This is a genomic window from Hartmannibacter diazotrophicus (assembly GCF_900231165.1).
Taxonomy (GTDB): domain Bacteria; phylum Pseudomonadota; class Alphaproteobacteria; order Rhizobiales; family Pleomorphomonadaceae; genus Hartmannibacter; species Hartmannibacter diazotrophicus.
Genome location: NZ_LT960614.1, coordinates 3,490,653 through 3,503,779, shown reverse-complemented (window position 1 = coordinate 3,503,779; position 13,127 = coordinate 3,490,653). Strand labels below are relative to the sequence as shown.

Here is a 13,127-nt window from a genome sequence, read left to right as displayed (position 1 = left end):
AGGAACCACATGAAACCCGTCAAGACTTCGCTCTTAAGCGTCGCAGCGATCGCCGTCGCAGGCGTCAGCCTTCAGGCCGGCACGGCCCGTGCCGACGATCTCCTGTTTTTCTCCAGTCAGGCAGCGCCGGTGGAGGAAGCCCAGGCCGTGCGCGACGATGTTCTCGCCGGTTCCGGTCTGTCGGTCAGCTTCAAGAGCCAGGACGGCGCGCCCTTCATGACGCGCGTTCAGGCCGAACTTGAGGCCGGCTCCGGCGCCATCGGCCTCCTCGGCGCGCTGCATGGCCAGTTCGCGAGCTTTGCCGATGGCCTGACGCCGATTTCCGGCACTGCCGGGACCGATACGATCAGCCCGGCCTTCATGGATCTGTCCAAGCTCGGCATGGGCGAGGCCCACTATGTGCCGTGGATGCAGGCGACCTATCTGATGGCCGCCAACAAGAAGGCGCTGCAGTATCTGCCCGAGGGCGCCGACCTCAACGCACTCACCTACGACCAGCTTGCCGCCTGGGCGAAAGCCGTCAACGAGGCGACCGGCTCCAAGAAGCTCGGCTTTCCGGCTGGTCCGAAGGGTCTGATGCACCGCTTCTTCGAGGGGTATCTCTATCCCTCCTACACCAATTCCGTGGTCACCAAATTCCGCTCCAAGGAAGCGGAGGACATGTGGGCCTCGTTCAAGACGCTTTGGGAGCAGGTGAATCCGGCCGCGACCAGCTACGCCTTCATGCAGGAGCCGCTGCTGACCGGCGACGTCTGGATCGCTTGGGACCACGCCGCGCGCCTGAAGCAGGCGTTCAACGAAAAGCCGGACGACTTTGTCGCCTTCCCGGTGCCCGCCGGCCCGGCCGGTCGCGGCAACATGCCGGTGGTCGCCGGTCTTGCCATCCCGAAGACCTCGCCCGATCCGGAGACGGCCAAGAAGCTGATCGCCTATCTGCTGACGCCCGAGGCGCAGGCGGCGACCCTCAAGGCCACCGGCTTCTTCCCGGTCGTCGACCTGACGCTGCCCGATGATGCGCAGGCGAGCGCCAAGGCCTTCCAGCCTGCCATCGCCGCGCAGGCCAAGGCCGCCGATGGCGTCAACACGCTGCTGCCGACCGGGCTTGGCGAAGCGAACGGCAAGTTCAACAAGGTCTATACCGACACCTTCCAGCGCATCGTGCTCGCCGGCCAGCCGATCCCGGACGTGCTGAACCAGCAGGCCCAGGCGCTTGCCGCGATCATGAAGCAGAGCGGGGCTCCCTGCTGGGCGCCGGACGCGGCCAGCGAGGGTGCCTGCCCGGTCGAGTAATCACCCGGTTCCAAACGACGATGTCCCCCTCCCGTTTCGGGAGGGGGACGATCCGGTCTGTCCAGCCTGCTGGCGCTCCCATGGTAGACGCCCACGATCCGGCGCGTTGGCCAATCTTCCCACCGCTGGCACCAGACTTCCCATTCGGGACAACAAGATGAATAACGTCCGAACCCTGCCGTATCTGCTGCTTCTGCCGGCCACGGCCTTTCTCCTCGTCTTCTTCCTGCTGCCCTTCTTCGGCGTGGCAGTCGAGGCCTTTACCGGGCCCGGCGGAGAGCTTGGCTTTGCCAATTTCCAGTCCATCGCCTTCGACTGGAAGTTCTGGCCGGCGATCACCAACACGCTGACGCTGACGGCCCTCGTCGTGCCGATCCAGCTTGCGCTGGCGCTCGCGATGGCGAGCCTCGTCATGTCGCTGAAGGCGGGGCGGGACGTCGTCCTCTACATCTTCACGATCCCGCTCGGCATTTCCGATCTTGCCGCCGGCATCGTGTGGCTCGCGATCCTGGAACAGAACGGCTTCCTCAACGGATTCCTGCATGCGCTCGGGCTGATCGACGGACCGCAGAACCTTCTGACCTACAACAATCTTCCGGCGCTCTTTGTTGCTGTGGTCGCTGCCGAAATCTGGCGCGCGACGGCGATCATCCTCGTCATTCTCGTCGCCGGCATGGGGCTGATCCCGAAGGAATATCACGAGGCGGCCGAGGTCTTTGGCGCCGGGCGCTGGACGCGCTTTCGCAAGATCACCCTGCCGCTGCTGAGGCCCAGCCTCCAGACGGCGCTGATCCTGCGCGTCATTCTTTCCTTCGAGGTCTTCGCGGTCGTCGCGGTTCTGGCCGGTTCCAACCTGCCAGTGCTCATGGGCGAGACCTTCGAGTGGCAGTTCAACCTGCAGGACAGCAAGGGCGCCGCCGCCTACGCGATGATCGTTCTCGGCCTTTCGATCGCCTTCACCGTCGCGATCCTCTGGCTGCTGCGCGACCGGACGAAAGGAGAGACGGCATGAGTACCGTGACATCGTCCGCCGGCTTCGGCCGCTGGCCGCTGCGCATCGCCACCGGAGTGCTCATCCTGTGGGTGCTGCTGCCGATCTATCTTCTGGTCGTCAACACGCTGGATTCCCCCGCCGAGGTGACGGCCTGGCCGAAGTCCTTCTTTCCGTCCTTCGACCTTGAGAGCCTGAGCTTCTTTGCGGGCTACGCGGGCGTCGCGCAGGCCCTCGTCAACTCGGTGCTGGTGGCGGTCCTGACGATGCTCCTGTCCATCGGGCTCGGCGCGCCGGCAGGCTATGCACTGGCGCGCTTCCGCTTCAAGGGGCAAGGGGCCTTCCGGCTGCTCGTAATCATGACGCGCGCCTTTCCGCTGCCGCTGCTCGCCCTGCCGCTCGCGGTCTACTACATCCGCTTCGGCCTCGACGACAGCGCGCTGGGGCTTGCCCTCGTGCATACGACACTGGCACTGCCCTTCGCGGTGCTGATCACGGCTTCGCTGTTCGAGGGCATTCCGCTGGAACTGGAAGAGGCGGCCTGGACGCTCGGTTGCACGCGGCTCCAGGCCTTTCGCAAGATCGTGCTGCCGCTCGCGGTGCCGGGCATCGCGGCCTCCGGCGTCTTTGCCTTCGTCACCTCGTGGAACGAGGTCTTCGCGGCGTCTGTGCTGACCGTGCGCAACCAGACGCTGACAGCGTTTCTGTTGACGAGCATCGACGTCTCGCCGTTGCCGCTCAAGTTCGCCGGCGCCTTCGTGCTGGTGTTGCCGGCGCTAATCTTCCTCTTCCTCGTGCGCAAATATCTCTTCTCGCTCTGGGGCATTTCGAACCGCTGACAACGGCGGATCGAAGAGCCTCATTGCGCCATTCGGGACCAAACGTCATGGCAGACATCGTCATCAAGAGCGTTGCCAAACGCTTCGGGAGCCACACGGCGCTCCACGACATCGACCTCACCATCAAGGACCAGGAATTCATGGTCCTGCTCGGAGCCTCGGGCTGCGGCAAGACCACGCTTTTGCGCATCATCGCCGGGCTGGAGACGCTGTCCTCCGGCGAGGTGTCCATCGGTGGACGGCGTGTGGATCACCTGCCGCCGCGCGAGCGGGGCATCGCGATGGTGTTCCAGAACTACGCCGTTTTCCCGCACATGACCGTCTTCGAGAATATCGCCTTCGGCTTGCGCATGAAGAAGGTGAGCGAGGCCGACATCAAGGACAAGGTGACCCGGGCGGCGACGCTCATGCACATCGATCCCTATCTGGAGCGCTATTCGGCGCAGCTTTCCGGCGGCCAGCGCCAGCGCGTCGCGGTGGCGCGGGCGCTTGCCGTCGAGCCGTCCGTGCTCCTGATGGACGAGCCGCTCTCCAACCTCGACGCCCTGCTGCGGCTCGAGATGCGGGCCGAACTCAAGGGCATTCTGGCCGAGAGCAAGACGACGACGATCTACGTCACCCACGATCAGGTGGAGGCGATGTCGCTCGCCGACCGCATTTCGGTGATGAACGGCGGCCGGATCGTGCAGGCCGCGCCGGCAACGACCGTCTATGCCAATCCGGCGGACCGTTTCGTCGGCGGCTTCATCGGCAATCCGCCGATGAATTTCCTGCCCGCCAAGCGCTCCGGCAACGAGGCGGAGGTGGCTGGCTATCGTCTCGCCGCGCCCGCCGGCGGAGGGTCTCTGGAACTCGGCATCCGGCCGGAAGACATGGACATTGCCGAAGACGGGCTGCACGGCAAGGTCAGGGTCGTCGAGCCGCTCGGGCCTCACAAGCTGGTCTCGGTCGATGTCGATGGGCATCTGCTGAGGGCCGTGCTTCCGAACGAGGCGGACGTCAAGTCGGGTGCGGCCGTCGCGCTGGCACCGAGGCCCGGCACCGTGCGCTGGTTCGAGGCTGAAAGCGGCAAGGCCGTCGCCACGTCGGGAGTTGCGGCATGACCCGGATCGACCGTTCGGCGGCCTTCGAGCGCGCCCGTTCCGTGATGCTCGAAAACGATCGCGGCAGCTACACCATCCCGACCAAGGGGCTCTATCCCTTCCAGTGGAATTGGGACAGCTGCCTGACCGCGCTCGGCCAGCGCCATTTCGACGAGGACCGAGCTTTCACCGAGATCGAGACGCTGCTGGCCCACCAGTGGCCCGACGGCATGGTGCCGCATATCGTCTTCCACGTGGATGACGAGGGCTATTTTCCGGGGCCCGGCGTGTGGAGGACGGGACGTCCGACGCCGACCTCCGGCATCACCCAGCCGCCGGTTCTTGCCTTCGTGCTGAGGCGTCTTGTTGAGACTTGCCGCGAAACGGCAAAAGCCGAGGACCGCGCCAGGGCGATGCTGCCGAAGGCCAACGCCTGGCACGAATGGTTCTATGCGATGCGCGATCCGAAGGGGGAAGGGCTCGTCGCCATCCTGCACCCGTGGGAATCGGGGCGAGACAATTCCATCGACTGGGACGAGGCGCTTGCCGGTGTGCCGACCGAGGGGGTGGAGCCTTATGTCCGCCGGGACACGACCCACGTCGATGCCTCGCATCGCCCGCATCGGAGCGATTACGACCGCTACATGTGGCTCGTCCAGCGCTTTCGCAGCCTTGGCTGGGACAATGCGCAGTTGCATGACGCCTCGCCCTTCCAGGTGGTCGATCCCGGCTTCAACGCGATCCTGATCCGCGCCGACGAGGATCTGGCCTCTCTCGCCCGTCGTCTTGGTGCGTCCGAGATTGCTGAGGTTGCCGAGGCTCGGGTAGCGAAAGCGCGCAAGGCCTTCGCGCGGCTCTGGAGCGAAAAGCATGGCCAGTTCGTCTGCCTCAACCGTGTTGCGGGCAAGCTGGTCGACAGCGCTTCCGTCGGCGGGCTTTTGCCGCTGCTCGCCGGTCTTGGGACTGCGCAGCAGCAGGGCCTGCTGGCGAAGCGGATCCGCGAATGGCGGGCGCGTTCGCGCTTTGGCGTTGCCAGCCATGATCCCGCCGATCCGCGCTTCGAGCCGAAGCGCTACTGGCGCGGCCCGGTCTGGATCATCGTCAACTACCTGCTGATCGATGGTTTGCGGCGCTGCGGGCTCGACGACGTGGCAGGCGAAGTGGTTGCCGACAGCATGGCGCTGATCGAGGAAAGCGGCTTTGCCGAATATTACGACCCGACGACCGGCGAAGGTCTGGGCGGCGGCAACTTCACCTGGACGGCGGCGATCATCGCGGAGCTACTGACAAGCGCCGAGGCCTGAGGCCGGCCAAGAAGAAGGCCGCCGGGCGATATGCTCCGGCGGCCGTTTTGTCATGCGAGCTGGCTGCCCCCGCCTATGGCGCCAGATTGCGCCCGGTCCCGACATCGAAGAGGTGCATGGCCCTGCTGTCGAAAGCCAGGTTCAGTACCTCGCCCGAAGAGACGCGGGTTGCGGCAGGCAGGGTGGCGACAATCAGCTGGCCGCCGACCTTGCCGGTGACGACGCGTTCCGGCCCGGTCAACTCGTCGACTTCGACGGTGACGCCAAGCCCCTGTTCGTCCGGTCCGGCGATGCGCAGGATTTCCGGGCGAATGCCGAGGGTGACCGTCTGGCCATCGGAAACCGTGCCTGCAAGGCCTTCCGGCAGCGAGAGGGTGACGTCCGTTCCGGCGATCGCCAGCTTGCCCTGCTCGATCCGGGCTTCCAGCATGTTCATCGGCGGCGCGCCGACGAAGGCGGCCACATACTGCGTTGCCGGCCTGTTATAGATCTCCTCGGGCGTTCCGATCTGCTCGATCCGCCCGTCTCGCATCACCGCGATCCGGGTTGCCAGCGTCATCGCCTCGACCTGGTCGTGGGTGACGTAGACGACCGTGGTCTTCAGCATCTGGTGCAGGCGGCGGATCTCGGTGCGCATCTCCATGCGCAGCTTGGCGTCGAGGTTCGAGAGCGGTTCGTCGAAGAGAAAGACGTCGGGCTTGCGCACGAGCGCCCGGCCGATGGCGACGCGCTGGCGCTGACCGCCGGAGAGCTGGCTCGGCTTGCGGTCAAGCAGGTTTTCGATCTGGAGAAGGCGGGCGACGTCGTTGATCGCGGCCTCGCGCGTCACTGCCGGCACCTTGCGCATTTCGAGCCCGAAGCCGATGTTCCGGCGCACCGAGAGGTTCGGGTAGAGCGCGTAGGACTGGAAGACCATCGCGATGTCGCGGTCCTTCGGATGAACCCCGAGAACGGACCGCTCGCCGATCCTGACGTCGCCGCTGGTCGGCTGGGCAAGGCCCGCGATGATGTTGAGCAGGGTGGACTTGCCGCAGCCGGACGAGCCGAGCAGCACGAGGAACTCGCCGCTTTCCAGCGTGATGTCGATTCCCTTCAGCGTCTCGACATGGCCGAATGTCTTGCGGATATCCCTGATTTCGAGCGCGCTCATGGGGTTGCCTCCACCGCGACCGGCACCGCGCGGTATTCTCTCGGGTGGGTGGAAACGGCGTGGGAGGCGATCGAGACGCCGGCCGCAAGGCTCTGCGTCAGGGATGCTCCATCGGCAAAGCTGCCGAGAAAGGCGGCGTTGAAGACATCGCCGGCCCCGATGGTGTCGATGACGCGCACGGGCGGCGCGGCGGCGGAAACACGCGAGCCGTCGGCGTCGATGGCCATCGCCCCGGCGCCGCCCCGCTTGACGACGACGATGCCGCCCTCGGGCATCCACGAGCGGATCAGCCGCGCGGCCATGTCGGCGTCACCGACTTCGGCAAGCGTCGTGACCTCGACCTCGTTCATCAGGACGAGGCCGCAGCGTTTCAGCCAGGACCGGGCGGCGAGCCTGATCGCGCCGGTCCAGCCGGTGAGCGGCCAGCCGGTGTCGAGCGCGACCGTGATGCTGTTTGCATCGGCCCAGTCGAAAAGGGCTTCGTAGTCCCCGGTCAGGTCGTCGGTCAGGAAGGATCCGCAAAGCAGCAGGAAGCCGCCGGAAAGAGCCTGTCGGTCGAGGCAGGAGAGGGCATCGGCCAGCGAGAAGCGCGGCAGGTGGCCGCGTGTGGTGAAAAACGTGCGCTCGCCGTCCGGATGCGTGATGCCGACCGAAAGGGTCGTCGCTTCGGGGCGCTCGGGCCACCCGGCCGCCTTGTCCGCGAAGGCGTTCTTCAGCCAGCGGCCGAATTCGTCGCTGCCGACGTTGGCGGCGATCTGGAAATCGAGACCCAGCGCCTGCCAGACGAGGGCGCTGTTGCCGGCCGCGCCGCCGACGCGCAACTCGTCATGATCGACCATGATCTCGGTGCCCGGCGCTGGCCAGGGCGCGGCGGGGCCGAGGATCAGGTCGACGTTGACGTTGCCGATCACTGCCAGAGGGCGCATTCACTCGACCCGGGTAATCTTGGTGGATCGGACGGGCGTGCCGGCGTTCGGCGCGCGGGTCTCGGCGAAGGCCACCATCAGGCTCTGCGCCACCGGCAGCAGGGCAAAGACGGCGGCGAGATCCGAGGCCGGGGCGACGCGGATCGTGACCGCGCCCGGCACCGCCGATTCGCCGGAACAATCGAAGAGGATCACGGGCGAGCCGGCGTCGATGGCGGTTGTCGCCATGGCACCGACAAGGCCGGCCGTCGCATCGTCGGCGCGGAACATGAGGAGCCCGACCTTCGGGCCCAACATCTCGACAGGCCCGTGGCGCAACTGGCCGCCTTCGAGCGAGAAACAGGGCAGCCGGGAGAGTTCGGTGAAGCCGAGCGCGATGGCCTCCGCAACGCCCTGCAGGCGTCGCCCGGACGTGACGACCGTCGCAGCGGACGACAGGGCATTCAGCGCCGCGCCGATCGAAGGCTCTTCGGGGTTCTTCAGCCGCTCAAGGGCGGAGGCCGGGTTTTGGCCGAGCGCCGCCAGGATCGCGAGATGCAGCGCGAAGGTCACCGTGAGGCTGCGCGTTGCCGCAAAGGCGTGTTCCGTGCCGCCGCTGCCGATGAGCGACGGGCAGCTTTTTGCCAGCGAGGAGCCGCCCTCCATCGTCAGGCCGAAGGTGTCGGCCGTGCCGCCTGTCTCCCTAAACCAGCGCAGCACCTCGGCGCTCTCGCCCGATTGCGAGGTCACGAGGATCGTTGCGTTTTCGAGCGAGAGCGTCGCCGTCAGCTGTTCCGACAGCGGCAGGGCGATCGCATCGATGCCGAGCGAGCGATAATGCGGCTCGACGGCGCGGCCGACGGCGTGGGAGCCGCCCATGCCGAGCAGCAGCAGGCGTCGTGTCTTGCCAAGGGAGGCGGCAACCTTCTGTGCGACATCGCTGTTGCCCTCGAAGGACGCGAGCGCGTCGGCGTGCTGGCGCGCCATTTCCTTTTCGACGGCCAGCAGTCCGGCCGGTCGTCTCTGTTCAGCCATCACAGTCATCCTTTGACACCACCACTTGTCAGCCCCGAGATCAGGGTGCGTTGCATGAGAAGACCGACCAGAACCGGGGGGAGGGCGGCGAGGACGCCGGCGGTTGCGATCAGTCCGTAGTCGGTGACGCGTCCGCCCGCGAGGTCCGCGATGGCGACGGTCAGCGTCTTGGCGCGCTGGTCGGAGGTGAAGAGCAGCGCGTAGAAGAATTCGTCCCAGGCGAGAAGGAAGGCGAAAAGCGCCGACGTTCCGATCACCGGGGCGGCGAGCGGCAGCGTGATCGTCTTCAGCGTCCGGAACAGGCCCGCCCCGTCGATCATGGCCGCCGCCTCGATTTCGCGCGGGATCGTGTCGAAGCCGGATTTCATCAGCCAGGTCGTGAAGGGGGCGAGGATCGTCAGGTAGACGAGCGCGAGGCCGAAGACGTTGTTGAGCATCCCGAAATGGGCAAGGGCCATATAGAGCGGCACGGCGAGGGCGACCGGCGGCAGCATGTAGGTCGCGATCACCATCGACAGCGACCAGCCGACGGAGGGCGTGCGCGAGACGGCCCAGCCGGCGGGGATGGCGACAAGCACCGCAGCCACGGCCGCCATGCCGGCCACCTGGATACTGTTTCGGAGCGAGGCCATGAAGGCCTCGCCAGCGCTGTTCTCCAGCGTCGTCAGCAGCGTGTGATAACGCGAGAAGTCGATGGTTTCCGGCCACCAGCGCAGGGGCTTTGCCGCCAGATCCGCAGCGGGCGAGATGCTCATGATGAAGAGCCAGAGGAGCGGCAGCAGGATGATGACGGCGAGCAGCAGCGCGGCGCCGTGGATGAAGATCGTGAAGGGCAGATTGCGGCGTTCCATCAGCTCGTGCTCCCTGCGGCTTTCTTCACAAGGACCGCGTAGGTCGCGGCCAGGACGGTGACGATCAATGTCACGATGAGGGCGAGCGAGGCGCCCGATCCCGCCCGCTGGAAGGAGAAGGCCTCCTGATAGACGAGGATCGAGAGCGTCCGCGTGCTGTTGGCCGGGCCGCCGCGCGTCATCACCCAGATGATGTCGAAGACCTTGAAGGCCTCGATCGTGCGCAGAACGAGGGCGACGAGCAGCGGGCCGGCGAGATAGGGCAGCGTGACGAAGCGGAAGCGCGCCCAGGGATCTGCGCCATCGACGAGCGCGGCGGACGTGATGTCGCGCGGCACCGCCTGTAGCGCGGCAAGGGCGATCAAGGCCACCAGCGGGAAATTCTTCCATGTGTCGGCAACGATCAGGGCGGCAAGCGCCGTGCCCGGCTCGCCGAGCCAGGAGCGGTAGCTGTCCATGAGCCCGAGCTGCGTCAGCAGGGCATTGAGGGCGCCGTATTCGGGATTGTAGATGAGGCGCCAGAGCGTGGCGTTGACGACCGTCGGCAGCGCCCAGGGCAGGATCATCAGCCCGCGCAGAACGGTGCGGCCATAGAACTGCTGATTGAGGAGCAGGGCCGCGAGGACGCCGGTCACCATCTCGGCGGTCACCGAGATGACCGCAAAGAGCGTCGTGGTCCAGAGCGTGCGCTGGAAGCCGGAATTGGAGAGCATTCGGACGTAGTTGTCGATGCCGACGAATTTGCCCGAGGTGCCGATCAGGCGTGCGTCGGTGAAGGAGAGGCCCACCGTATCGACGAGCGGCCAGCCGATGACCGCCACCATCACGATGAGCAGGGGCAGCATCAAAGCCCAGGCGCGGAATGTCAGCCAGCGATCGGACAAGGGACTGGGGCTTTCCTTGGTGATTGAACGTTACGACAGCATACCGGGTGTCGCCGTCGGCTGCGCCGGATTTGCCTGCACTCAAGACAGCAGAACCCGCCTGCGAGGCCATGGGAGGCCGTCACAGCACAATCCTGCTTGTTGTGGCAGACATCCCCGGACCCGGCGGTCGATGGGCCGGGTCCGAGGGAGATCGTCAGAGGCCGCTGTTGTCGGCGGCTGCCTTGAGGGCATCCTCAGGCGATGCCTGACCGAGCAGGGCTTCCTGGATACCCTGCTGCAGGGCGGCGGACAGCTCCTGATAGCGCGGGGTGGTCGGGCGCGGATACATGGCCGCGAGACCTTCCTTGGCGGCCGCGATCAGCTCTTCCTGACCCGCCGTGACGGCCGGGTCGGAATAGGACGACGCCCAGATCGGCAGGCTCAGCTTGGCGTACTGGTTCTGGACCGTCTGCGAGGTCATGTAGACGATGTATTTCCAGGCCTCGTCGGGATGCTTGCTGGCCGTCGGGATGCCGAGGCCCATGGAGCCGTTGACGGCCGACACCGTGCTCTTGCCTTCAACGCCCGGCGCAGGGACGACACCGACATCACCCGCGACCTTGCTTTCCTTGGGGTCGTTGGCGAGGTTGTACATGTAGGTCCAGTTGAGCGCGAAGGCCGCCTCGCCGTTCTGGAAGACGCTGCGCACGTCCTCTTCCAGGAACTCCTTGGAGTTCGGATTGGTGAGGCCGGACTCGTAGCTGGAGACCATGTATTTCAGCGCATCGAGGCCGCCGCCGTTCTGGAAGTCGGGCTTGCCGTCCTTCAGGAAGTCGCCGCCATAGGCGCTGACGAGGGTGGTGTAGTCGCAGATGGCGGCTTCCGCCTGCGCCCAGCTCCACGCGATCGGGGTTTCGAGCAGCCCCTTGTCCTTGATGATCTTGGCGTCGGCCGTCAGCTCGTCCCAGGTCTTCGGCGGGGCGTCGATGCCGGCTTCCTTCAGGATCTTCTTGTTGTAGAAGAGATACTTGGTGTCGAGAATCCACGGCATGCCGTAGTAGGCGCCATTATACTCCACCGTCGTCCAGGCACCCGGCAGGACGCCCTTCTTCATCTCGTCGGTCACGCGCGACGAGACGTCGACGAGAACCTTGTTCTCGGCGTATTCCGCCGGCCAGATGACGTCGAAGAGCACGATGTCGTAGCCGCCGCCGGAGCCCTGCGCCAGAACGGTCTTGTCGTGCAGGCCCTCATAGGGGACGAACTCCAGATTGACCTTGATGTCCGGATTGGCCTTCTGGAACGCCTCCGTCATCGCGCGGACGTCGTCCTCGCTATAGGCCGCCTGGGCCATGAAGAGGGCATTGAGCGTCGTCTCCGCGAAGGCATGCGGGACGAGCGAGGCGCTGATGATCACGGCGCCGAGAAGCGAATTTCTGAAAGACTTCGACATTCCTGCCTCCAACTGATGGACCTTGCACATTCGGGCTGGGCGGTTCACTTCCGCATCAACCCATTCCCCGAGCTCTGATGGCTCTTTATTAAGTCAATTGTTTTGACTTAATATGGTGGCCAATAATCCGGATGAGTCAAGAGGTAATCAGCGGATGAACGACATTCGCCCGATCCGGGCCACGAGCGGGACCAATCAGGAAGGCGCCAGCGCACACAACCGGCGCGTCATCGTCGATGCCCTGAGGCTGAACGGACCGCTGTCGCGCGCGGATCTCGCCCGGGCCACCCGGCTGACGAAACAGACGGTCTCGAACATCATCGAGGAACTGGAGCAGGACGGGCTCGTCGCCTCCGGCGCCGTGGTACGCAAGGGCAGGGGGCAGCCATCGACGCCCTACGAACTGGTGCCGGCGGGGGCCTTCGCCATCGGTCTCCAGATCGACCGCCATCTCGCCCGCGCCATTGCTGTCGATCTCGTCGGCAGCGTGCACGTGCATGTGGAAGCAAAGCTGCCGGCTGGCGGCCCGTCGTCCGGCGTGGAGGTGGTGCTCGCGCTCGTCGATAATGCGCGGCGCCAACTCCAGCTGGTTTTTCCGCAATCGGAAGACCGACTCGTCGGCCTCGGGCTCGCGATGCCGGGCCCCTTCGGCCTCAAGCAGGAGGGCGACGATCCCTGGATGATGGCGGCCTGGCAGGCCTTTCCGCTGCTGGAGACGCTTTCGGCCGGCACCGGGCTTGCGGTCAGCCTGCAGAACGATGCCGCCGCCGCCGCGACCGCCGAGCGGATCGTTGGCGCCGCCCACGGTCTCGACCATGCGGTGTGCCTCTATCTCGGCTACGGTCTCGGCGCCGGGCTCATCATCAACGGCGAACTCTACAACGGCGCCAACGGCAATGCCGGCGAGATCGGCATGGCGCTGCTCGGCGGGCCGGATCGCTATACGGCGCTGGAACATCGCGCCTCGCTCGCTTCGCTCTACCAGCATCTGACGCTGGACGCCGCCGACCCGGCATTGCGCGACACGATCGACCGTCTGGCGATGGACAGGGACGTCCGGCTCTTGTCCTGGGTCGAGGAGGCCGCCGCCAATCTTCGCTGGAGTGTGCATCTGATCGAGACGCTGTTCGATCCGGAGACGGTGATCCTGTGCGGCGGGGCGCCGAAGGCGCTTGGCGAATGCCTGATCAAGGCGATGGAGCCCCTGCTGACCTCCATTGCCGATCGACCGGACCGACGACTGCCACGATTGCAGCTTGGACTCACGGACCCATGGTCGGTCGCGCTGGGGGCAGCGGCAGCTCCCATCGGCCAGACCTTCGATCCGCGCTTTTCTGCCATCTGGAAGATGTCGAAGTGAC

At 65.8% G+C, this 13,127-nt stretch carries 12 protein-coding genes; 6 read left to right on the top strand and 6 right to left on the bottom strand.

The window, feature by feature from the left end:
• Positions 1 to 9 precede the first annotated feature (9 nt).
• From HDIA_RS16355 to HDIA_RS16335, 5 genes are all read left to right on the top strand, one after another.
• The gene (locus HDIA_RS16355) at positions 10 to 1,290 is read left to right on the top strand and encodes an ABC transporter substrate-binding protein (protein ID WP_099557133.1); all 1,281 of its coding nucleotides are present in this window, start codon (positions 10 to 12) and stop codon (positions 1,288 to 1,290) included.
• Positions 1,291 to 1,447: 157 nt separating this feature from the next.
• On the top strand, positions 1,448 to 2,302 hold the full coding sequence (locus HDIA_RS16350) for a carbohydrate ABC transporter permease (protein WP_099557132.1): 855 nt from the start codon (positions 1,448 to 1,450) through the stop codon (positions 2,300 to 2,302).
• On the top strand, positions 2,299 to 3,120 hold the full coding sequence (locus HDIA_RS16345; protein WP_099557131.1) for a carbohydrate ABC transporter permease: 822 nt from the start codon (positions 2,299 to 2,301) through the stop codon (positions 3,118 to 3,120). The genes HDIA_RS16350 and HDIA_RS16345 overlap by 4 nt, the downstream gene beginning before the upstream one ends.
• A 47-nt stretch (positions 3,121 to 3,167) precedes the next feature.
• Positions 3,168 to 4,223, top strand: a complete 1,056-nt coding sequence (locus HDIA_RS16340) for an ABC transporter ATP-binding protein (RefSeq protein WP_099557130.1) — start codon at positions 3,168 to 3,170, stop codon at positions 4,221 to 4,223.
• Positions 4,220 to 5,506 (top strand): MGH1-like glycoside hydrolase domain-containing protein, encoded by a 1,287-nt coding sequence (locus tag HDIA_RS16335; protein WP_099557129.1) that lies wholly within the window; start codon positions 4,220 to 4,222, stop codon positions 5,504 to 5,506. The genes HDIA_RS16340 and HDIA_RS16335 overlap by 4 nt, the downstream gene beginning before the upstream one ends.
• A 73-nt stretch (positions 5,507 to 5,579) precedes the next feature.
• Here the strand turns inward: HDIA_RS16335 and HDIA_RS16330 are convergent, their stop codons facing one another.
• The 6 genes from HDIA_RS16330 to HDIA_RS16305 form a co-directional block, all read right to left on the bottom strand.
• Positions 5,580 to 6,656, bottom strand: a complete 1,077-nt coding sequence (locus HDIA_RS16330; RefSeq protein ID WP_099557128.1) for an ABC transporter ATP-binding protein — start codon at positions 6,654 to 6,656, stop codon at positions 5,580 to 5,582.
• A complete protein-coding gene (locus HDIA_RS16325; RefSeq protein ID WP_099557127.1) occupies positions 6,653 to 7,582 on the bottom strand; it encodes a PfkB family carbohydrate kinase in 930 nt (309 codons plus the stop codon). The genes HDIA_RS16330 and HDIA_RS16325 overlap by 4 nt, the downstream gene beginning before the upstream one ends.
• Entirely contained in the window at positions 7,583 to 8,605 is a 1,023-nt protein-coding gene (locus tag HDIA_RS16320) for an SIS domain-containing protein (RefSeq protein WP_099557126.1), read from the bottom strand.
• Positions 8,602 to 9,447, bottom strand: coding sequence for a carbohydrate ABC transporter permease (locus HDIA_RS16315; protein WP_099557125.1), 846 nt, complete (start codon positions 9,445 to 9,447; stop codon positions 8,602 to 8,604). Before HDIA_RS16315 ends, HDIA_RS16320 begins: the two co-directional genes overlap by 4 nt.
• The gene (locus tag HDIA_RS16310; protein WP_099557124.1) at positions 9,447 to 10,331 is read right to left on the bottom strand and encodes a carbohydrate ABC transporter permease; all 885 of its coding nucleotides are present in this window, start codon (positions 10,329 to 10,331) and stop codon (positions 9,447 to 9,449) included. The genes HDIA_RS16315 and HDIA_RS16310 overlap by 1 nt, the downstream gene beginning before the upstream one ends.
• A 196-nt stretch (positions 10,332 to 10,527) precedes the next feature.
• Entirely contained in the window at positions 10,528 to 11,766 is a 1,239-nt protein-coding gene (locus HDIA_RS16305) for an extracellular solute-binding protein (RefSeq protein WP_099557123.1), read from the bottom strand.
• A gap of 154 nt (positions 11,767 to 11,920) precedes the next feature.
• On the opposite strand from HDIA_RS16305, the gene HDIA_RS16300 reads away from it, so the two are divergent.
• Complete coding sequence (locus HDIA_RS16300) at positions 11,921 to 13,126, top strand: ROK family transcriptional regulator (RefSeq protein WP_099557122.1); 1,206 nt, start codon at positions 11,921 to 11,923, stop codon at positions 13,124 to 13,126.
• Position 13,127: the final 1 nt, after the last annotated feature.